General features: G+C 50.9%; 19 protein-coding genes. 4 read left to right on the top strand and 15 right to left on the bottom strand.

Annotation, left to right across the window (positions count from 1 at the left end):
- Positions 1-49 precede the first annotated feature (49 nt).
- Positions 50-1357: a hypothetical protein gene (locus tag ACO0LG_RS20135; protein WP_423029341.1), complete on the top strand. Its 1308-nt coding sequence runs from the start codon at positions 50-52 to the stop codon at positions 1355-1357.
- Between the two features lie 28 nt (positions 1358-1385).
- Here ACO0LG_RS20135 and ACO0LG_RS20130 read toward each other — a convergent pair whose 3' ends face one another.
- Positions 1386-2012, bottom strand: coding sequence for a hypothetical protein (locus ACO0LG_RS20130; protein WP_423029340.1), 627 nt, complete (start codon positions 2010-2012; stop codon positions 1386-1388).
- Positions 2013-2261: 249 nt separating this feature from the next.
- Between ACO0LG_RS20130 and ACO0LG_RS20125 the strand changes: the two genes are divergently transcribed.
- On the top strand, positions 2262-3035 hold the full coding sequence (locus ACO0LG_RS20125) for a VOC family protein (protein ID WP_423029339.1): 774 nt from the start codon (positions 2262-2264) through the stop codon (positions 3033-3035).
- 49 nt (positions 3036-3084) lie between these two features.
- Here the strand turns inward: ACO0LG_RS20125 and ACO0LG_RS20120 are convergent, their stop codons facing one another.
- From ACO0LG_RS20120 to ACO0LG_RS20065, 12 genes are all read right to left on the bottom strand, one after another.
- Positions 3085-3768, bottom strand: a complete 684-nt coding sequence (locus tag ACO0LG_RS20120; RefSeq protein WP_423029338.1) for an Asp/Glu/hydantoin racemase — start codon at positions 3766-3768, stop codon at positions 3085-3087.
- Positions 3769-3795: 27 nt separating this feature from the next.
- Positions 3796-4275 (bottom strand): SRPBCC family protein, encoded by a 480-nt coding sequence (locus tag ACO0LG_RS20115; protein ID WP_423029337.1) that lies wholly within the window; start codon positions 4273-4275, stop codon positions 3796-3798.
- Positions 4268-4609 (bottom strand): ArsR/SmtB family transcription factor, encoded by a 342-nt coding sequence (locus ACO0LG_RS20110; RefSeq protein ID WP_423029336.1) that lies wholly within the window; start codon positions 4607-4609, stop codon positions 4268-4270. Before ACO0LG_RS20110 ends, ACO0LG_RS20115 begins: the two co-directional genes overlap by 8 nt.
- A 75-nt stretch (positions 4610-4684) precedes the next feature.
- Positions 4685-5104 (bottom strand): hypothetical protein, encoded by a 420-nt coding sequence (locus ACO0LG_RS20105; RefSeq protein WP_423029335.1) that lies wholly within the window; start codon positions 5102-5104, stop codon positions 4685-4687.
- Between the two features lie 206 nt (positions 5105-5310).
- Positions 5311-6705: a dicarboxylate/amino acid:cation symporter gene (locus tag ACO0LG_RS20100; protein WP_423029334.1), complete on the bottom strand. Its 1395-nt coding sequence runs from the start codon at positions 6703-6705 to the stop codon at positions 5311-5313.
- 164 nt (positions 6706-6869) lie between these two features.
- Positions 6870-8072, bottom strand: coding sequence for an acyltransferase family protein (locus ACO0LG_RS20095; protein ID WP_423029333.1), 1203 nt, complete (start codon positions 8070-8072; stop codon positions 6870-6872).
- Between the two features lie 48 nt (positions 8073-8120).
- Positions 8121-8972: a helix-turn-helix domain-containing protein gene (locus ACO0LG_RS20090; RefSeq protein WP_423029332.1), complete on the bottom strand. Its 852-nt coding sequence runs from the start codon at positions 8970-8972 to the stop codon at positions 8121-8123.
- A 108-nt stretch (positions 8973-9080) separates the two neighbouring features.
- A complete protein-coding gene (locus ACO0LG_RS20085) occupies positions 9081-9563 on the bottom strand; it encodes a hypothetical protein (RefSeq protein WP_423029331.1) in 483 nt (160 codons plus the stop codon).
- Positions 9564-9578: 15 nt separating this feature from the next.
- The gene (locus ACO0LG_RS20080) at positions 9579-12704 is read right to left on the bottom strand and encodes a prolyl oligopeptidase family serine peptidase (RefSeq protein WP_423029330.1); all 3126 of its coding nucleotides are present in this window, start codon (positions 12702-12704) and stop codon (positions 9579-9581) included.
- A gap of 158 nt (positions 12705-12862) precedes the next feature.
- On the bottom strand, positions 12863-13618 hold the full coding sequence (locus ACO0LG_RS20075) for a hypothetical protein (protein WP_423029329.1): 756 nt from the start codon (positions 13616-13618) through the stop codon (positions 12863-12865).
- Positions 13619-13704: 86 nt separating this feature from the next.
- Positions 13705-14286, bottom strand: coding sequence for a 3'-5' exonuclease (locus ACO0LG_RS20070; protein WP_423029328.1), 582 nt, complete (start codon positions 14284-14286; stop codon positions 13705-13707).
- A gap of 134 nt (positions 14287-14420) precedes the next feature.
- Positions 14421-15344, bottom strand: coding sequence for a LysR family transcriptional regulator (locus ACO0LG_RS20065; RefSeq protein ID WP_423029327.1), 924 nt, complete (start codon positions 15342-15344; stop codon positions 14421-14423).
- A gap of 153 nt (positions 15345-15497) precedes the next feature.
- On the opposite strand from ACO0LG_RS20065, the gene ACO0LG_RS20060 reads away from it, so the two are divergent.
- On the top strand, positions 15498-16496 hold the full coding sequence (locus ACO0LG_RS20060) for an aldo/keto reductase (protein ID WP_423029502.1): 999 nt from the start codon (positions 15498-15500) through the stop codon (positions 16494-16496).
- Positions 16497-16526: 30 nt separating this feature from the next.
- On the opposite strand, the gene ACO0LG_RS20055 is transcribed toward ACO0LG_RS20060, so the two are convergent.
- Both ACO0LG_RS20055 and ACO0LG_RS20050 read right to left on the bottom strand, forming a co-directional pair.
- Positions 16527-16793, bottom strand: a complete 267-nt coding sequence (locus ACO0LG_RS20055) for a hypothetical protein (protein WP_423029326.1) — start codon at positions 16791-16793, stop codon at positions 16527-16529.
- A 4-nt stretch (positions 16794-16797) separates the two neighbouring features.
- On the bottom strand, positions 16798-19281 hold the full coding sequence (locus ACO0LG_RS20050) for an EAL domain-containing protein (RefSeq protein ID WP_423029325.1): 2484 nt from the start codon (positions 19279-19281) through the stop codon (positions 16798-16800).
- A gap of 507 nt (positions 19282-19788) precedes the next feature.
- Here ACO0LG_RS20050 and glyQ point away from each other — a divergent pair.
- The gene (gene glyQ / locus ACO0LG_RS20045) at positions 19789-20736 is read left to right on the top strand and encodes a glycine--tRNA ligase subunit alpha (protein WP_423029324.1); all 948 of its coding nucleotides are present in this window, start codon (positions 19789-19791) and stop codon (positions 20734-20736) included.
- The last annotated feature ends 33 nt before the right edge of the window (positions 20737-20769 follow it).

Below are 20769 nucleotides of genomic sequence, written 5' to 3'. Positions count from 1 at the left end.
CTGATTGCACATGTCTTTTCACATGTCGATCGACCATCAAATGCGATTAATGAGTAATTCAGTCCAGCAGCTTTCTTTCTTCATCACCTGCCTCTGTCTGTCAGCAACAGTAAGTGCCGAACCTGCATCCGCATCTGCGCCAGCAAGGCAATGGGTCAGCGGCTCATATGTCAATGTCAGAACCGCAGCAAAAAAAGACGCGCCAGTGAGTGCGACACTGATTATCAATACCGAAGTTAAATTGCTTGTGGCGCGTGATGATTTTTGCGAAATTAGCTGGGAAAATAATCAACACGGGTTTATTGCCTGCAAATTTCTCAGCACTACACCAGTCATATTGGCCGAGCTGACTTCAAAGAAATTGGCAAATGGCGCAATTGATCCATCACTTTCTGCGCGAGCTTTTTGGCTGCAACCTGGCTATAACAGCTTATTGGCGGTTGCCAGTTATTTCGAGAACACCATGTTACCGGAAAAACAACGTGAAAGCGAAAGAAAATACCTCGAATCCGGTGGGGTAGGAAATCCTGAAATAAAGCGCTTTCCGATTCCTGAGTTGAATGCAATGCGTGCCAAATTAGCCGCAGGAGTAGTGGCGCCCAAAGAGATGGCAGAACTCGCCAGTATTTGGGATGGATCACCTGCAAGAATGCTGCCTTCGAGCGCACTTCATCAGTGGGTATATCGTCAGATCAGGCTGACCAAGGTTCAATCTTCATTTTTCAAAAGCGTCAACGAATTTGCCAGTCCCAAGACTACACCTGAAAGTATCAGTGCCCAATTCGGTATTTCCTGGAAACTGGCTGTCACTGCACCACCAGCCTGGGGTGGTGACAATAATGGCCCTTCAAACAAAAATGGCATATGGGATATGGGAGAAATTTCGCAGCGACTGGATCAGCCAATTTATACCGTAGGTATGAATGAAAAAACAGAAATTGTGCAAGCCAGCTCTACGATAGAATATCGTGAAATACCAGGTGGAGATTCATCGCCATGTGCTGGCAATCCTCATATACTCTGGCCAGTAACAGACCCGCAAAACGCTGCTCATATTCAGGGCTTATTCCGCTCCAACAAGGCCTTGAATCTGTCCAAGGCAAAGTCAACCGTCAAGCTACAGGTTTTGTTGCAACCCAAGTCCTTACCGGCAGATCCTCATTTTGTCCGTGCACTGACCAGGTATATTGATCTTGATGGTGATGGCATTCCAGACCTTGCCTTGTGGGATGGCATTAATACTCAAGTTGGATTGGGTGACAACAGCGAGTATCATTTAACACTGATCTTCGTCAACGTACTTGGACGCTGGCATTTTCTCGACTTCGATGAGGAAGACCCTCCGTGCGGTTGCTGAGAAAACGATGACTAGAAAAACAGGAGATTCAGTCTGTCACATAGTCATTATCTTTACGATCAACTTGATCAATCAGCATGAACTGCTGACCATTCCATTGATAAGTTGCGGCTTGCTCCCCTGGTGTTGCAGATACTGCCAATAGAGACTTCTTATTTCCGGCTATATCATAAGTCCACTCAAATGCACCGGCCACCAAGGTTTGCAACAGCCTGTATTCCCCCTGAGCCAGGCCATATACATGCAGCTCTTCATAGGCAGCGCCTTGTTGTAATCTTAGGATGAAGACTGCTTTTCCCGCCAGGGTGAATTCGGTATGTAACTGCAGGCGGGGGTTATAACTATCGGCAAACTGCTTTTGCGAGACCACTCGCCAGGCTTGCTTTTCTTTTTTCAGTATGCTGACCGTGCTTGAGATTCCACCCTTGATCTTGTTGACGGGCTGTTTTTCTGCCTTGCCCGACCAGGCGATGATCTTCCACTCATCCTGCATGCTGAGCACGCTGTAATTCTCGACGTCACCTACATTTTCTTTGCTCAATGCAGGGATTGCGTCTTGCTGAGAAACCGGGTTGACTGCATTTTTTTCGACAGGCTGACAGGCTGTCAAAGTCGTCAGGATGAGTAATGAAAACAGCGATTTTTTTAGCGGCATAAATACAGAGGGGCTGAGGGATTTTCTTTTGATGCCAGTGCAAATTGCAGGTGCGCAACAAAACCATGTGCGATAGCATAACATTAAGTTTTATCAAGCGCACAAGCTGCATCTTCCCATGCAGATTCTCATTTCATTTTTGGAGTGGCAACTTATAATTCCTGAGCGGCACTGTTATATTTTCACTCCCCGAACAACTGCCCCACCCCATCGTTTTCCAACCGACATAAAACTGAAGGAGATATCAGCATGAGTATCGTAAGCTCACATGAACCTGGTGCCTTTTGCTGGGTAGAACTTGGCACGAGTGATCAAAAAGCTGCAAAAGCATTTTATGGCGACCTGTTCGGCTGGGGACATCAGGACAATGAGATGGGACCGGGAAGCTATTACACGATTTTCCAGCTCAAGGGTCACGATGCCGCAGCAGCATATACCCTGGACCCGGAACAGCAGGTAGGCGTGCCGCCACACTGGACTATCTATGTATCGACAGCAGATGCAGAAGCCACGGCAAAGCGCAGCGCAGAATTGGGGGGTGAAGTCGTCGTCCCGGCATTTGATGTGTATGACCTGGGCCGCATGGCGGTATTAAAAGATCCTACCGGCGCCTTCCATAACATCTGGCAGCCAGGCAAAAACATTGGTGTAGGCATACACAATGAACCTGGCGCTTTTTGCTGGGGCCAGCTCAATACCAGTGACACGGCAAAAGCAGATGCCTATTACAAAGCCTTGTTTGGCTGGAATGCCAGCACAGGCAGCGATGGTGCCATGACTTATACAGAATGGCACCAACATGGCACACCCATAGGCGGCATGATGGCTTTGCCAGACGGTCTCATGGCACCTTCACACTGGCTGGCGTATTTCAGCGTTGAAGATTGCGATGCAACTGCCGCAAAAGCACAGGCCCTGGGTGCAGCGACGTATGTGCCACCGAGTGATATTCCAAATACTGGCCGCTTTGCCGTTCTGGCTGATCCTCAGGGTGCCGTGTTTGCGATTTATGAGGCAAATTAACAGAAAAATTAGCAGTCAAAGTCCCTGGTTTGCATGTCTCAAGCATGTATCAAGCATGTGTCAATGCACTGATGGCGCGTGCCACGCCAAGCCGGGGACTGGACAAGACTTCTATACCCAGATCACTTAACTCTACTGCCGCTGCTGCCATTGATGCCTGTGCCAGTACCACGACATCAATGTCAGCAGTTTTATCCTGCAATGCCGATCTGACTGCATCACTGATCGCTTGCAGATAAGACTGTCTGTCACCTTGCAGGAAATGCCCCCAGGCCTGCTCAGGCAAGAGTGTGCTAATCTCTATCGTTTTACCTGCAGCCCTGGCCGACTCCATCAGCAACTCAGTCGTTGGATCAAGCGTGCTTTCCAGCGCGGCGACCAGCAAAATGCGCGGCCCCAAAGCAACTGCGCGATCAGCCATGGCACGGTCTATCCTGGCTGTCTGCAAACCTGAGTGCCCGTTCATGCGTTCAGCAATTCCACCTATGCTGGAACAGGTGCATACCACCATGCCCACAATGGCATTTGCATGATTTGTGGAAGCCACACACATTGCTGCCTCCACCTGTCGAATGACGGCAGCATCTGTTGCGCCAAACTGCTGCGCAGCGATGAGCAGGCTTTCATCAACATGGTGATGCACTTTAAGTCCCGGAGCCAGTTCCTGCACCAGGGCATCAAAGCCCGCTACATGAACCGGTGAAGTATGTAAAAAAGCGAGCTGAGCCTGCATAAGATCCTTAGCCTGGCATTTGTACTGTCAATTGAGTTTTTTCATATGGGCGACCAGTTGGTCGAGGGCAGTACCCCAGCCCTGATGAAATCCCATTTCCATATGTTTTTGCTTGTCTTCTGCGTTTTTATGCAAAACGACTGCTTTATACCGGGTTCCCGTTTCATGCGGCTCAAAGGTAATGATGGCAGTCATGAAGGAGTTGCCGGTAGGACGAAAACCTGGTCCCAATGCATCGGTGAACACCAGTTTCTTGCCAGGGATGACTTCGAGATAGCAACCGGCATTATCGTGATCAACACCTTCAGGCGAACGCATGACCGTGCGGAAGATTCCGCCAGCTTTCAGGTCTATCTCACAATCCACGGTTTTCCACGGAGCAGGCGTGAACCATTCCAGCAAATGGGCAGGCGTAGTCCAGGCAGCCCATACCAAAGATGGCGGGATATCAACTATACGCTCCAGCACCAGATCAAATTTACCTTCTTCCGTCGTTGCTTCAGACATCATGATTCTCCTTTATCTTGTTTAAATAAGCATCGAGTTGGTTAAAGCGCTTTTCCCAATCGCTGCGCTGTGAGGCCAGCCATTGCTCTGCTTCTTGCAAGCCCGCTGGCGCCAGTTGGTATGTCCTTACCCTGCCATTTTTTTCAGACACTACCAGGCCAGAATGTTCGAGTACCCGCAGATGCTGGGTAAATGAAGGCAGGGCCATGTCGAATTCCAGCGCCAACTCGCTGACTGCTGCCGGCCCACGGCACAGGCGTGCCAGTACAGCACGCCGTGTTGTATCACCGAGAGCAGAAAACAGATGATCGAGTTGAGTTTGCTGGTTTGACATGCAGATAATATAGCGCAAACCAATACTTAGGTAAATACCTTTATATTAAAATTTCGCTACTGTGCAATTTTTTCTTCAGGCCGCATGTTCCTGAGTTTTTGATCGAAGATCTCTTGCAGATATTGATAACGGGGTGACAAGTATAAATAAACTGGCTTGAAAAAATAAATCTTGCAGGTAATAGCTGTTTGCAGTGACCTGGCTCTCTTCCAGCATTTTCAGCGCCAGCGATTTGGTCATGATGCAGGCATCCCCCAGTTTTCTTAACACCATGTAAGCGCAATCATGTTCCGAGCCTACTGCTTCCAGCCATGCCAGACCAGCTTCATTAAACGTAACGGATTCAAGCAACACCAGTGGCTGATCCTGATCTGTGAGCCCTGCCTCGAAAGATACCCAGCCAGCCCCTTTGGCGAGCCGCAAAATATTAAGCGTTAATTCAAGCAGGCGGGTGCATTCAAAGACAATAACGCTGCCGGATCTAATCAGGCCCATCGTTGCGCTATCTGTATCGTTCCTGGCCAGCAAATGGCAGGATGATGCACCCTAATAAAACTCTAGCAAGCTGGCGGCAGACCAGCCTTGACGTCGTCCGCTACTACCGCAGACGGGCCGAATTGCAAAGGCAAATCGGTCGCATCATCCAGGATGCTGATGCGCTTCATGACAATAGACTCAACAGCCCGCCAGCCTTATCAGGCTTATGCTGCCTGACGTTCGACAATCTCAGCTTCCAGCGCTTCTGCTGTACGCTCAGCATTATAGAGTTCCAGATTCAGTAAACCCAGGCGCTTGGCGACTATGGTTGGCACCAGTGCCTGTCCAGCGACATTCACTGCGGTGCGGCCCATATCAATGATAGGTTCCACAGCCAGCAACAGGCCGACACCTTCCAATGGCAAGCCCACTGTAGATAAAGTCAGGGTCAGCATCACAGTGGCACCGGTGGTGCCAGCAGTTGCGGTTGAACCCAGTACAGAAACCAGGGCAATCAATGCCAACTGTGTGACATCCAGATGCAGGCCATAGAATTGCGCGATAAAGATAGCGGATATTGCCGGATAAATCGAGGCACAGCCATCCATCTTGGTGGTTGCCCCCAGTGGCACGGCAAAGGCAGCATATTCACGCGGCACACCGAGATAACGCTCGGTCACCCGCTCGGTCAAGGGCATGGTGCCCATGGACGAGCGTGAGACAAATCCCAGTTGCACTGCTGGCCAGACGCCTGTGAAATATTGGCGCACGGACAAGCCATGCAGCTTGACCAGCAAGGGATACACCACGAACAAGACCAGCAACAAACCCACATACACTGAGGCGCTGAAACTGGCGAGTGAACCCAGCGCGTCCCAGCCATAACTGGCTACCGCATCACCCAGCAGGGCCAGCGTGCCTATCGGTGCCAGGCGTATGATCCACCACAATATTTTTTGCACCACTGCGCCGACTGCATCGGTAAACCGCAGTAGTGGTTCCGCACGCTCACCGACCTTGAGTGCAGCGATGCCCACTGCAATCGAGATCACCAACAATTGCAAGACATTGAAACCCAGTTGGGTGGAGGCAACCGCCTTCTCATCTACCAGTTTGACTGAGCTGCTGGCAGTCATGCCCAGGATATTGCCAGGCAAAAGTTGATTCAGAAAAGCCCACCAGGAACCTGTTCTTGACGGCGCACTGGCCTTGGCGACATCGACTAGCGCACCCGCACCAGGATTTGCCAGCAGGCCTATTGTCAGGCCTATGGCTACCGCAATAAAGGCGGTGATCGCAAACCAGATCAAGGTCTGGGTTGCCAGTTGCGCTGCATTTTGCAAACGGCGCAAATTGGCAATGCTGCTGACCACTGCCGTCAATATCAGCGGCGGGATCATGAGTTTCAACAAACCCACATAGGCATTACCGATTGCACCAAGCGCAACCTGCAGCCAGTTAGCCTCGCTACCCTGGGTGCCCATGTTGCGTGCTATCAGCCCCACCACTACCCCGGCCAATAAACCTATGACTATCTGTGGTCCGAAAGACTTCCACCAGCGTGCGCCATGCCCACTGGGCAATGCTGATACAGACGCCTTGTTATTTGAAGTTTGCATATCCAAATTCCCTGTGCTTCTGACATGATGATTAATGCCTGCCATCATGCACCAAAGACTGTGCTATTTGCAAATACAGAAATTCATCCCAGCAATGAGCTCAGCGCATAAGGAGGAATATGCCCACGAATATGCCTACGAATATGCCTACGACTTAGCAAAATTCAGCAAGAAACCCCTGAGCTAATCGAGCCAGCATCAGCAGGCTTTTTTTTCACGCCCCCGTTCAGGAACCGCTCTATCAAGCCACGGCGCACCAGCAAATGGTAGCTCAGCAGGCAAAACAGGCTGGTCAGCAGGATATTGCACATCATTCTTCCAACAGCGCCAAAAGGGCTGTGATATAGCAAGATGCCAAAGCCCATCGTCCCCAGCATATGCACCAGATAAACCCAGTAAGAACTGTCTGCCAGATAAGACAGCAAACGGTTCTGCGTTGGCAGATAACGCAGGAACAAGCCTATCAGGGCAAAGCTCCAGAGCCAGCTCACGCAATTGTATAAATACGCCATGGCTGCCTGCATGCCTGGGTTGGCAGACTCTGTATTGCCGCCACTTTTGACCAGCGCCAGGAACACGATGAAGACCGGCAAACCAAAACAAAGATATAACCAGCATTTGCGCTCAAAACGGGGCAGCAAATCTGTCTGAAAGCGATACAGGAAAATCCCGCAGCTAAAAAACATGCCGCTATGGATGAATTCTGCCGGGTGCGGCATGAAAGAACCCAGCGGTGTCACCATGCCATTGCGGTAACAGCTCCCGGCCAATGCCAAAGGTAATGTCAGAAAAAATATACCCCACCAGTTATTGCACAATGTTTTCCAGGTATTGGCAAAACCATCTTGTAACCCCAATGGAATAAAGGCCGACCAACGCAGCAGCAGCGCATACACCAGGCAATACAGGAACAGATAATAGATGAACCACAAGTGCAGCAACGATACCCGGGGCCTGCCCGGTACTTTCGGAATCAGCTCAACATCCAGGCCTATCGTGCCAAAAGCATTCAGATGCGCATACACAGCCACCAGCAAACTCATGCAGACCAGCAGCAAGGGCCAGAACACCATGAAAGGCCAGACCAGCTTGCGCACGCGCTGACGCAGCATGGCTGCCATGCCACGCTTTGCCACCAGCATGGCAACAAAAAATCCAGCCAGGATGAAAAACACAGGCATGCGAAAAGCATGGATGAAGACGATCAGTAAATCTGCCAGCATACTGGTCTGGCTGTCGCGCCAGGGCGTAGGTGCAGGATTGACCATGTAGTTGACCGATACATGGACGACGATGCCCAGCCACATCATGATGGCCCTGAGATTATCAAGGGAATACAGGCGCTGATCAGTATTAGCAGTAGTCATAGATACATGGTCAAGGTTAACGTGAAGCAGCTACGGCTGGTATCTTGCTTACAGACGGTAAATCCAGTCGTTTTCATTTTTCCTGGTGTCGTTGAGCAATTGCTGTGGGCTGCGCCCGGATACTTCCTTGCAGTCGCGAATCAGATGGGATTGGTCGGCATAACCCAGGGCATCCGCATGCTCCACCCAGTTCGGTGTCTGTCCCTGCGCCAGGTCGCTCAAGACCTGGCTGTGACTACGCTTGGCGCGCCATAAACGCGACAAACCCAGCAAAGGCAGGCCAGCTTCTTTCCTCACTCGTCTTTGTAACTGGCGCGCGCCGACACCAAGCAGGCTGCAACTCAGGCGCAAGCTCAGGTTCTGTCCCATCTTGCGCAAATGTGACCAGGGGCTGGAAACCAGGGAACTGCTGTTTTGTACGACATAGCTTTCAATCAGCGAGCGCCTGTCAGCATGTGTGTCAGCCAGAGCAACGGCCTGCAGCAATGCCAGCCCTGACGGATTCAATACCTCCGTCGCATCGACAAATCTGTTCTGCACTGTCGTCAGATCCAGTTCAAACAGGGCATGAAAGGCATCAGAGTAAAACACCGCCATGAAACTGTGTCTGTCACCGAGGTTCATCGACACCCCATACTGGCTCTGGCAACCAGCCACAAAGATCTGCGGCAAGCGCTGCTCACGCTTGGTTTTTCCCTGTTGCAGCAAACTCACCTCACCTTCCAGCATCCAGGTGATGCAACAGAATGGCGTAGCAGGGTAACGATTCAGTTGATCCGGCCCATCCAGATGACAGCCACGGGTATCACGCACGATATACATCAACACATGCTCAGCCGCCTGGCCACTGGCTGGCCAGATATACGTTTGCGCTTTGGGGATAATGTGAGTCTTTTGCATGTAGTGGATGCTACCTGCTTACTTGGTGGATGTATTGGACGTTTACGACATTTTTGAAGTTTTATCAGGGCCAGTGTGTGATTTGTCTGGCCATTGTTGGCAATTTGCTCAGATCATCTGAATTGCTGCCGAGGGGTGGTTGCTATTGCTGTTGCTGTTGCTGTTGCTGTTGCTGTTGCTGTTGCTGTTGCTGTTGCTGTTGCTGTTGGGTTTGATTTTGGGGTTGCTTTTGACTTTCGGCAGTTCCCATGTGTAGACGCCGTTTGTGCTGTACAGAAAATGGATTAGAAATGCCCGTGTCTGAGCGCAGCGAGTTTCGGGCATTTCCCATTTTTTATATTGCACAAACGGGAACCCCAAAGGGGCGGCTACGCCTGGGTCGCCTTTCTTTGAATACTTACTTTGGCGACGCAAAGAAAGTATTTCGGCTGCCGGGCCGAGACCCGGCCTGGTTCCACGAAGGGCAATCGTTTTAATCAAAGCACGGCAATGCAACAAACGCCACTGGGCTCCAGCCTGCGCTGGAGCGACGAATTTAAGATTGCCGTGTATCTTATGATTGAAGTACTGGCAGCTAAAAAGGAACCGCAAGCGGCTCCCCCAAAATTACTCAGCCTTCGCCCCCACAGGCTTGAACTGCCCCATCACATCCCGCTTGCCCCGTTCCAGATAAGGCACAGGCTTGTCCATCCATTCAGGGCGCGGGCTGTTCAGCAGGTAATGATCAAAGAACTCAGCCATGTGTACCGTGAAATACTTCATGTTGTCACGTTCTTTGAGACCGTGTTTTTCACCATTGAAATTGAACCAGTAAGCCTCTTTACCCAACTGGCGCAATGCAGTGAAGAATTCTATGGCCTGATACCATGGCACTGCATCATCATCATCGTTGTGGATAGTCAGATAAGGCGTCTGCACTTTATCAACAAAGAATATCGGTGAATTTTCTATGTACTCTGCCGTCTTGTTCCAGGGCGCGCCACCAATACGGCTTTGCTGCTTTTCATACTGGAAGGCACGGCTCATACCTGTGCCCCAGCGTATGCCACCGTAACCGCTGATCATGTTCGCCATTGATGCACCAGCTTCAACCGCACGGAACATATTGGTTTGCGTGATCAGGTAATTGACCTGGTAAGCACCCCAGCTATGACCTTGTATGCCTACGCGTTTGGGGTCGACATAGCCTTGTGCCAGCACTTTTTGTACTGCCGGTACGACAGCGTTATAGGCGCTTTTACCTGGGTGTCCGGTTTTATAGACGATGTCCGGGCGCAGCACGATGTAGCCATTACTCAGGTAACGGGTAACATTGATGTTCTGGGCAGGAGCAGGTGCAACATAACGATGCAGATTGTCTGACATGTTTTCATAGATGTAGACCATCATCGGGTATTTTTTTGCCGGATCAAAATTCTCAGGCTTGGCCAGCAAGGCTTTGAGCTTCTTGCCATCGAGACTGGTGTATTCAATCATTTCCTGCTTGCCCCAGTTGAATTGGGCTTGCTGGGGATTGGCGTTACTGATTTTTTGTGGGTTTTGCAAAGCCAGGTTACTGGTCCACAAGTCCGGAAATTCGGTAAAGCTCTGCTGCGTGAACAAAACCGTATCGGCCTTCTTGGCCTTGATCAGGCCAGCAAACATTTTATCGCCATGTATGAGTTTTAACGGCTCACCAGATTTTGGATTTTGCTGGTAATAGCCGGTAGAGCGATTGCCTTCATTGGTGGCTGCCAGTATCCATGAGTCTGTCGGCAAAGCCTTGGCTTCGGCCATGGGTGAAGGTTCGTCTGCAGGCGGTTTTTTCTCGGTATCGACGGGAACATAACGCAGTTCCAGATTATGCCTGCGGCCATAGCCAGCAGTCACATTGCGACTGGATAGAGTCTGTGGATTGACTTCCCACAGATCAAACTGATCATATAAAACGACGCTGGCGTCATCCTCGGTCCAGCCTGCAAAACCATAGGCGTCCTTGACTTCTGGCGTATCGCGTTTGGCATCTTCAAAACGCGCCTTGATTTTGCCTGTCAGGTTGATCTTGCTGCCGTCAGCGGTTGACCAGCAATACCAGATACTGCTATTGGCGTCAAAGGCCAACACATATTTACCGCCTGGTGACAGGCTGGGCACATAACGCAGTTTTTGTGCCAGCAAACGGGCCTGGCCAGTTTGCAAATCTACCGCGTAGGCGTCGTGATACAGGGCATCCCAAGACTGCTGCATCTTGTAAGGTACATCACTGGCACCCATGGCAAAACGCGGATTATCATTGATCAGCACATTCGGGATATTCTTATTGGCAAGCTGGACAAAACGTTGCTCAGCAATATGGAAAACTGCTTTATAGCTGCGTTGTTTTTCTTTTTCTGCCTTGACCTTTTGCATGGATTGGAGCTCAGGGTCTTTCCAGTGCCAGAGATCAACCTTGAAGGGTTCTGGTGCATCCTTGGGATCAGCCTTGGCCAGCTCTGCAGTACCAAAAAACAGGCGCTGGCCATCTTTGCTAAAACTCAGGCTACCATGCTCGCTGGGCAACCATCCTGCTGGCATGCCAGTGGTGTTTGCAGTGACTACAGCTTTGGCTTCGCTATCACCTGCGCGCCAGTAATACAGGTTGAAAGCAGTAATTTCTTTTTCTGCCTTGTCGGTTTTATCTGCCTTATCTGCCTTATCTGCCTTATCGCCCTTGTCATTCTTCTCGGCATCGGCATTTTTCTTGCCAGACTTTTCGGCTTCCGCATTTTTCTTTGCGAGGTCATCGCGATTGCTGACGAAAGCCAGTTGGCGACCTGCCTCATCAAAATTCATGTGTTTGTAACTGCCTGCACCTGCCATGACGGTGCGTGGTGTCAGGTCTTGCGGGCTGATCAGGTAAACGCCTTCGCGCGCAGCGTCTTTATGTGTCTCTTTTTGTGCGTCTTTCTGAGCGTCTTTCTGAGCCTCTTTGGTGATGATATTGAAAGCCAGCAATTCACCATTTTTTGCCCAGGTAAAATCAGCAACGTCCTTGAAGCTGGTGCGCTTGGCATTTGCCACATCAATCAATAAGAATTCTGTACCTGTATCTTTTTTCTTTGCTGCGGCCGAGGCAGCAGCGGCTTGCTGATCTTCATCGTCCTTGGCCGCAGGCTCGGCGTCTTTCTTGGCATCTTTCTTTACTTCCTTGGGCGCATCGAACAAGACTGCCAGGAAATTGCCGCCCTCTTCTGGCCAGGCAAAACGTTTTACCCTGTCCAGGTTTTCAACTTTACCCGTCGCCAGGTTCATGATGCCCAGACCAGACTTGGGCAAGTCATCACCCTTCTTCTTTTCTTTCTTGGCCTTGTCCAGCTCTACCCTGGTTGGCGCAATCGCAAAAGCCAGGTAACGGCCATCCGCACTAAAGGCTGGTGTCGTGCCGCGTGGTGCACGCCACTCGCGGCCATCTTTGAGATTCCTGACCACGACCTCGCCATCTGACTCTTGCCCTACCAAGGCATAAGCTGCCCAGTTGCCATCGCGGCTCAGGACACTGCCTTGTATGCTGCGCCAGTTTGCATAGACATCATGGCTAATGATTTTTTTTGCATTCACCGGAATGACTGCGGCTGCCGCACCCTCTGCCAATACCGGGGCAGCATGGACAGCAGGAACATAGGCACCGTAAGCCAGACATACCAGCAAGGCAGTAGCAGCCAGGTTACGCAGATGACGCTGTTTGTAGTGGCTGTAGGAAAAAACAAAAGACACAGAAGACACCGAAGAAGGAGAGGAATAAGGCGTGCTAAACACTGGAATTACCTTTCTGGGAGACGAACTTTACATCACCACATTGTAATGTCAAACCAAAATAAATCGACAAAACAATTATGAATTATCGGTGTTGCGTTGCAGCAAGTCCAAAGATATCAAGATTGCACCTGCAGGGTTTTGACCACGCGCATCTCACCTTTTTCACCGGCACCGGAACCGCTGTTCTTGCTTTCTTTTTTAGTCACGACGAGCCGGTCACCGCTGACGCCATACACCAGCTCTTCTTCATTTTTTGTTTCAAAGCTGATGACGACAAAAGCACGCCCTGAGATCGCCTGATGCATGCGACTGGCGATGGGAGTGCCATCCGGGCCTATCCAGACTTCCAGACCGCCCTCGAATTTCTTGACGTATTTGCGGTCTTTTTCGCTAAGTTTATCAACAGACATCTCGAAACTCAGCAAGCGTGCAGGCTTTCCATTGTAGCTAGCGTCGGCTTTTTCACTTTTGAATATGGCCTTCTCAAGAACCCGCGAAAGATTGCCGACAGCAGAAACCATGGGGCGCAATTCGGACGAATTGACTTCCTTGATGGCAGCAATGGTGGGGGTTTTGGCTTTGGTGTCTTTTTCCTTGGCGCGCTCTTCGGTTTCCAGGCGCGTCAATAAATCCTTGCTGTACAAGATTTGCAAGCCACGCGGGCTATCATCAAGGCTAATGCTGGCCTGGCCATTTTGTTCATCCGCGTCTTTACCTTCACCCTGACGGCTCCAGGTTTTTGCTTCGACTACCGCTTTGATAGGAGTTTGACCCTGCAAACGCGCTAATGCTGCTTTTAAATCTGCCAGACCATCTGCCTGTGCAGCCTGGTTAAACAAACTGAAACACATGCCCGCAAGCAGTAAAAGCATTTTCTTTTTGGCCAGCATACATCCCCTGTCATCTTGGCTATCGTGAGCCATCTGACCGTTGGGACGTCTTAAAGTTCAGCCTTGCGTCATCCTTGCTTTAGTGCCAGCCACTTTCTATAGACCAGCAATGCCACTTGTGCATCGTTGGCGGCATACATGATTTGCCTGTCATTTAATGCCGCGACGGCCCAGTTCGAAGTCGAAGTCTTCTTGGATTTTTGCAGTTGCATGCCAAAATACTTGGCGACTGCTGCTTTTGCGCCCATGTCACGCTGCTTGCTTTCACGCATCGCACGCGCCAGATCAAGTACATGCTGCGGCAAAATGCCAAGTTTGATCTTCAGGCGTTTCATGTCATCGCTGAGCCCAAAACCAACTTTGAGTATCTCTTTCGATTCCAGCAAGGCCTTCACTGCATCGGTATTTTGTGCCTTGATTGTGGGGAAGAGATAAGCCTTATTGTCGGTAGCGAGTTGTATCAGATGCGGGCCATCAGATTGCTGGCCCTTGAAGAATACTGGCTTGGATTCGGTATCAAAACCCAAAATATCGGCTGTCAGCATCTCTGCATAGGCTTGCTCTGCGTCTGCTGGCGTCTGTACCAGCAGTATGTCTTTTTCCTGGATACCAGGATAAGGGGGGAGGAGAACTTCCTGATCTTCTGTCATGACAGCATGATAAGGGAAACAGGGTGGATATGTCAGGTGTTGACTTGCTAGCGTAGCTTGTGTGAGGTCAAAAACAGTGAAAATAAGCCACAAACTGCAAGCCAGCCTGACAAACGATATATTTTTAATATTATTTAGACCGTGAATTTGTCTGCATGCGTTTCCATCAGCTCAGTCAGCCATTCTACAAATACCCTGACTCGTGGCGACAACTGCCGGTGGTGAGGGTAAAGTATGGATACCGACATGGGCGGTGGCCGCATCTCTGGTAATACTTCCTGCATGCTGCCCGCCGCCAGTTGGGCTGCAACGTGAAAACGTGGCAGCTGTATCAGGCCATAACCCGCTTCTGCACCTGCAACATAGGCATCAACATCATTGACCGCCAGTTGCCCCTTTAATGGCAATGCCTGTGTTTTACCGCCTATGCTGCCATCCGTGACAAATTCAAAATCCATATTCCGGCCGGTCTGCGATGAGAAATAATTCACTGCCAGATGAGCAGGCAAATCATCCAGCGACTCCGGTACGCCATGCTTTTGCAGATAAGCGCTGCTGGCGCAGGTAATTTGCGTCATTCGCGCTACCCGTTTGGCGATCATGCTGGAATCGCGCAGCTCACCGCCGCGCAAGACGCAATCAACGCCTTCCCGCACCAGGTCAACCAGGCGATCACTCATGCCAACTTCCAGCTCTATCAAAGGGTATTTGGCACTAAAGCCTGGCAGGGCCGGCACCACGAAAGATTTGCCCAGCGAGCCTTGCAAATTGATCCTGAGCTTGCCACGCGGATTAAGCAGGCTGTGGCTGAATGCCGATTCAGTTTCTTCCAGATCAGCCAGCAAGCGTACGCAACGCTGGTAATAGGCATCGCCATCCGCCGTGGTGTTGACCTGGCGCGTGGTTCTTTGCAAGAGACGCGTACCCAGATGGGTTTCCAGCTGCTTGATACTCAGGGTCACGCTGGCTCTGGGCATTTGCAATTGCTCGGCAGCCCGCGTGAAGCTGCTTTGCTCGACCACGGCGATAAAGACTTGCATAGCCTGGAATTTGTCCATAGTCTGAGTCCACCCCACTGTTTAGATTTTTTGCATAGTTAAAGCAATTTTAGCGTATTTATCTATAAATTCTAACTAACTACAATAGCTGCATCTTCAGCAAACCCGCTGAGGCAACAATGACAGAGGAGTTTCAGCATGGCACAGAACAACATCGCAACACGTCAATTGGGCAAGCAGGGCCCGGCAGTTTCAGCACTGGGTTTGGGTTGCATGGGTATGTCGGATTTATATGGCCCGGCTGACCGTGGTGAAAGCATCGCCACAATCCATGCGGCGCTGGATGCAGGAATAGACTTGCTCGACACAGGTGATTTTTATGGCATGGGTCATAATGAATTGCTGATACAGGAAGCCCTGCAAAACCTGCCACGCGAAAAGGTCAAGATCAGCGTCAAATTTGGCGCTTTGCGCGACCCGGCAGGCAACTGGATTGGCATGGATGGCAGGCCCGCAGCCGTCAAGAATGCCCTGGCTTATAGTTTGAAACGTCTGGGCACTGATCACATTGATGTCTATCGCCTGGCACGCATAGACCCGCAAATACCGGTGGAAGACACCATCGGTGCGATTGCCGACATGGTGAAAGCCGGTTATGTACGCCACATCGGTATGTCTGAAGCTGGTGCGGCCAGCCTGCGCCGTGCGGCAGCCATCCACGCCATCAGTGATTTGCAGATAGAGTACTCACTGTTTTCACGCGGCATAGAAGCTGAGATTTTGCCGGTCTGCCGCGAACTGGGCATAGGTATTACAGCATACGGCGTATTGTCGCGCGGTTTGCTCAGCGGTCACTGGAGCCCTGAACGCAATGCTGGCACCAAAGATTTCCGCAGCATCAGCCCCCGTTTCCAGGATGGCAATCTGGAGCGTAACCTGGCCCTGGTCGAAGCCTTGCGTGGCATCGCCAGCAGCAAGGGGATCAGCGTGGCGCAAGCGGCAATTGCCTGGGTACTGGCGCAAGGCGAAGATATCATTCCTTTGGTGGGCGCACGGCGTCGCGACCGTTTGACAGAAGCCCTGGATGCACTCGATGTCAAGCTGGATGCCGCAGATTTGCAGGCGATAGCGGCTGCGGTTCCCAGCGATGCAGTAGCGGGTAATCGCTACAATGATCACGCCATGGCTCTGCTGGACAGTGAACATCCTTGAATTAATTCAGCGCTTAATTCAGCTCCAAATTCAGCTTTTATTACCTGGTTGTAAAATCTGATCTGCCTGTTCTGTTTTCAGAGGGTCAATACGTCGTCGGCGCGGTCTGCCACTGGGTAGTGGTTCAATGATCAAAGCCTGACCATCGGGCAGGGAAATCGCCAGTTTTTCCTGCCCATCATGTTTGAAATGATAGACAGTCGCCGCACCGACGGCGGCTGATTTTTCCAGGGTTGCTGCCATCAGCAATTCCGGGATTTCGCTTACCTTGCCAGTGCGCCAGATCAGCTTATTCATCGGCTTATTCATTAATGTGCTCGCGATAGCGGGTGGCAAAGCCTGCTGCATCCATAGGGCGGCCAAAATAATAACCCTGTACCTGGCTGCATCCCATTTTGCGCAAAAGCTCGGCCTGCTCTTTCTTTTCGACTCCCTCTGCAACCACACTTAAACTCAGACTCAGAGCCATGGCAATAATGGCGCTGGCTATCGCTGCATCGTCAGGATTTTCATGGATGTCGTTGATGAAGGACTTATCTATCTTGAGTTCATCAATGGGGAAGCGCCGCAAATAAGAAAGACTGGAATAGCCAGTACCAAAATCATCCAGCGATATCGACAAACCCAGGTTTTTCAAGGCACGCAATGCGACCAGGGTACTGTTGACATCCTGCATGACCATGCTCTCGGTCAGCTCCAGTGTGACATTCGATGGGTCGGCACCCGTCTCGGCAAAAATAGCGGCAACACGGTCAGATAAATCCTCTTGCCGGAACTGGCGGGGTGACATGTTGATGGCGATCTTCAAATCCGCCATGCCGGATTTTTTCCAGCTGACTTGTTGGCGGCAAGCTTCAGCCAGCACCCATTCTCCCAGGGGTAATATCAGCCCGGTTTCTTCGGCCAGCGGGATGAACTCTATGGGGTGTATCAAACCTATCTGGGGATGATGCCAGCGCACTAGCGCTTCTGCGCCGACGATATGACCCGTAGCGAGTTCTATCTTGGGCTGGTAGTGCAGAGTGAGTTCATGCCTTTCCAGCGCACGGCGCAATGCGCCCTCCATATTCAGGCGGCTGATGGCGGTGACCCCCATCTCGGGAATAAACTGGCGCACGCTATTGCGCCCATGCTCCTTGACGCGGTACATGGCAATGTCGGCATAACGCAATAATATTTCACCATGGTCGCCATCGCGCGGGTAGAGCGAAATACCTATGCTGGCCGTGACAAATACATCATGGTCATTGATTTCAAATGGGCGCGCCAGTGCTGCCAGGATTTTTTCAGCGACGATATCAACATCGCCTGTCTCAGGTAAATCAGTCAGGATGATAACGAACTCGTCGCCGCCCAGGCGTGCCACTGTATCGGTCTCACGCACACAAAGACTGAGCCGGTTGGCTACCTGCTTCAACATTTCATCCCCGGCCCCATGGCCGGACGCATCATTGATGAGTTTGAAATGATCAAGATCAAGCAACATCAGGCCCACCGACAAATCCTGGCGCTTGGCCCAGGCGATGGCCTGCGTGATCCTATCATTCAGTAAATTGCGGTTGGCGAGACCGGTCAGGCTGTCATGGGTGGCCTGGTATTCCAGCTCTTTCTGGTAATTGACGCGCTCACTGACATCATTGATGACACTGACAAAATGCGTAGTGGCGGCACCCGTCGCGTCCTTGACGGGAGAGATGTGCAATTCATTCCAGAATTGCGTACCGTCCTTGCGGTAATTGCGCAACAGCGCACAGCCCGCTCTTTTTTCCCGCAAGGCTGTACGTATCTCTTCCAGATCTGGTTGTGCCAGATCTTCCCTGACCAGGAAGCGCCCTTCCCTGCCTATGACTTCCTGTGCCGTATAGCCAGTGATACGTTCGAAGGCCGGATTCACATAGACGATGGAGTGATCACTGTCGTCACTGCGGGTAATCATGATGCCATTGCTGCTGGACACGAGCGCCTGCTCACGCAGGAGCAGCGCTTGTTCGACTTCCTTCAACTGGAATTTGCTGTCAGTGATGTCTTGTTTGACAGCGACCAGGTGGGTAATATGGCCGTCTGCATTACATAGCGGGCTGACCATCTGTCTTTCCCAATAAGCGGTGCCGTCCTTGCGGTGGCTGAGTACATCGCCTTGCCAATGCTCACCGACCTTGAGTGCCTTGATAATGCGCATGACTTTTTCATCAGCAGGGTCGCCAGAATTCCAGAACACATGCTTGCCCAGCACCTCGTTCAATGCATAGCCAGAAATCCGGCAAAAGCTGTCATTGCCATATTCAAGTTCACCATCAGCATTGGTGATGATGACCGCAAACGGACTTTGCTGCACCGACAGTGCCAGCATGTCCATATTGTCTTGCAGATCATGATGTTCATGGGTGCTGCTGAGGGAATGGATGGCTTGCGCCAGTTCATTGGCGAAGCGACTCAGTATGTTGTATGCATCACCATTTTCACTGAGGTCGAAGTCGGCACCAACACGCAATTGCGCCAGTACATCACCAAACCGCTGCAAGGGCAGGACCAGGTATTTTGTCTCTTTTCCAGCTTGTCTGTCGGCACGAAAGCGGTAAATTTCTGACTTGTCACCCAAGTCCAGTTCCACCTCCGCACACAGATAGCCAGCGCGCTGCACCAGGATACGGCAGAACCCACGCAACATCTCAGGCAGTTCTGCTGTGTACCACAAACAATGGGAAAGCTCCCCCAACAAGAGATACCACTCTTCCAGCCGGTGAGATTCGGCATCCAAAGTAAGGGTCTGGTCAACTATAGCCATGTGATTGCGGTCTCCGGTTAAACACGCTATTGAGGGCTTGCGCAAAACCGCCCCAGCTGCGTTGCAGCTCCTCTCCTAGGAGACGCGTACTAAAGTACTGTCTTCGTCGCTACGCCTTGCTGGGACAATTTTGCGTAAGCCCTATTATTGGCAGGTGGATTTTTATACCGCGTAGCCAAGCGAATTGCAACAAAAACCGCCTGAGACAAGCTGCCTATTTATGCTGCAATTGCGTTCAAACAAATGTAAAATTTATAGTATTTTTATCAATTTCCATGAATTAAAAAGTAAGCGCAGGCTTGTCATTCCCTTAGGTTTTCTCCTGAATTTCTCTGTGTCTCGGTGCATCTGTGTTGAGAGGTCTTAAGCTTTTCCCCATTTGAAACCTCAGAATTAACAAAACAACATCAAGCAAATTCGCCTATCCAACGCAAAAGCCGTTAAAATCTAAGGTTTGGCAAACTTTATTCATCGCTTCTTCAAGAAGTGACAAAGGCAGATAGCACGATGCTTACATTTCAACAAATTATCCTGACATTACAAGATTACTGGGACAAGCAAGGCTGCGCCCTGCTGCAACCTTACGATATGGAAGTGGGCGCGGGTACGTCGCATACCGGCACTTTCTTGCGTGCCATTGGGCCAGAGCCATGGCGTGCGGCCTATGTACAACCATCACGCCGCCCCAAGGATGGCCGGTATGGTGAAAACCCTAACCGTCTGCAGCACTATTACCAATATCAGGTGGTATTGAAGCCAGCGCCGGAAAATATCCTCGACCTCTATCTGGGTTCTCTGAAAGCCCTTGGCCTGGATTTGCAGCAAAACGACATACGCTTTGTTGAAGATGACTGGGAAAACCCTACCCTCGGTGCATGGGGTCTGGGCTGGGAAGTCTGGCTGAATGGTATGGAAGTCACGCAATTCACTTATTTCCAGCAAGTCGGCGGCATTGATTGCAAACCTATCCTCGGTGAAATCACCTATGGTTTAGAGCGTCTGGCCATGTATCTGCAAGGCGTAGATAATATCTATGATCTGGTCTGGACTGAACGTGAAGAAAACGGCAAGACCTTGCGCCTGTCTTATGGCGATGTATTCCATCAAAATGAAGTTGAGCAATCAACTTTCAGTTTTGAATATTCAAATACCGATTTTCTGTTCTCTTTGTTCACTAATTACGAGGCAGAAGCCAAGCGCCTGCTGGAAGTGACAGAAAAATCCCTGGCCCTGCCTGCTTATGAAATGATTTTGAAAGCTGCGCATACCTTCAACTTGCTGGATGCCCGTGGTGCGATATCGGTGACTGAGCGTGCCGCCTACATAGGCCGCATACGCAATCTGTCGCGTGCAGTGGCTGCGGCTTACTATGCATCGCGTGAAGCGCTGGGCTTCCCCATGTGTGCTGCGGATGACAAGCACAAGCCTGCTCCCGCTGCTGTCGCCTCTGCATAAGCTTTGCACAGGCTTGACGTATAGCCCACAAGA

This window comes from Undibacterium sp. Ji42W, from assembly GCF_049340405.1.
GTDB lineage: Bacteria > Pseudomonadota > Gammaproteobacteria > Burkholderiales > Burkholderiaceae_D > Undibacterium.
Note: the sequence above shows the minus strand (reverse complement) of the source record. Positions and strands in the feature narration are given on the sequence as shown.

Coding starts and splice junctions, on each gene's coding strand:
- ACO0LG_RS20135 (WP_423029341.1), top strand. CDS start 50: ATGAGTAATTCAGTCCAGCAGCTTTCTTTCTTCATCACCTGCCTCTGT.
- ACO0LG_RS20130 (WP_423029340.1), bottom strand. CDS start 2,012: ATGCCGCTAAAAAAATCGCTGTTTTCATTACTCATCCTGACGACTTTG.
- ACO0LG_RS20125 (WP_423029339.1), top strand. CDS start 2,262: ATGAGTATCGTAAGCTCACATGAACCTGGTGCCTTTTGCTGGGTAGAA.
- ACO0LG_RS20120 (WP_423029338.1), bottom strand. CDS start 3,768: ATGCAGGCTCAGCTCGCTTTTTTACATACTTCACCGGTTCATGTAGCG.
- ACO0LG_RS20115 (WP_423029337.1), bottom strand. CDS start 4,275: ATGTCTGAAGCAACGACGGAAGAAGGTAAATTTGATCTGGTGCTGGAG.
- ACO0LG_RS20110 (WP_423029336.1), bottom strand. CDS start 4,609: ATGTCAAACCAGCAAACTCAACTCGATCATCTGTTTTCTGCTCTCGGT.
- ACO0LG_RS20105 (WP_423029335.1), bottom strand. CDS start 5,104: ATGGGCCTGATTAGATCCGGCAGCGTTATTGTCTTTGAATGCACCCGC.
- ACO0LG_RS20100 (WP_423029334.1), bottom strand. CDS start 6,705: ATGCAAACTTCAAATAACAAGGCGTCTGTATCAGCATTGCCCAGTGGG.
- ACO0LG_RS20095 (WP_423029333.1), bottom strand. CDS start 8,072: ATGACTACTGCTAATACTGATCAGCGCCTGTATTCCCTTGATAATCTC.
- ACO0LG_RS20090 (WP_423029332.1), bottom strand. CDS start 8,972: ATGCAAAAGACTCACATTATCCCCAAAGCGCAAACGTATATCTGGCCA.
- ACO0LG_RS20075 (WP_423029329.1), bottom strand. CDS start 13,618: ATGCTTTTACTGCTTGCGGGCATGTGTTTCAGTTTGTTTAACCAGGCT.
- ACO0LG_RS20070 (WP_423029328.1), bottom strand. CDS start 14,286: ATGACAGAAGATCAGGAAGTTCTCCTCCCCCCTTATCCTGGTATCCAG.
- ACO0LG_RS20065 (WP_423029327.1), bottom strand. CDS start 15,344: ATGGACAAATTCCAGGCTATGCAAGTCTTTATCGCCGTGGTCGAGCAA.
- ACO0LG_RS20055 (WP_423029326.1), bottom strand. CDS start 16,793: ATGAATAAGCTGATCTGGCGCACTGGCAAGGTAAGCGAAATCCCGGAA.
- ACO0LG_RS20050 (WP_423029325.1), bottom strand. CDS start 19,281: ATGGCTATAGTTGACCAGACCCTTACTTTGGATGCCGAATCTCACCGG.
- glyQ (WP_423029324.1), top strand. CDS start 19,789: ATGCTTACATTTCAACAAATTATCCTGACATTACAAGATTACTGGGAC.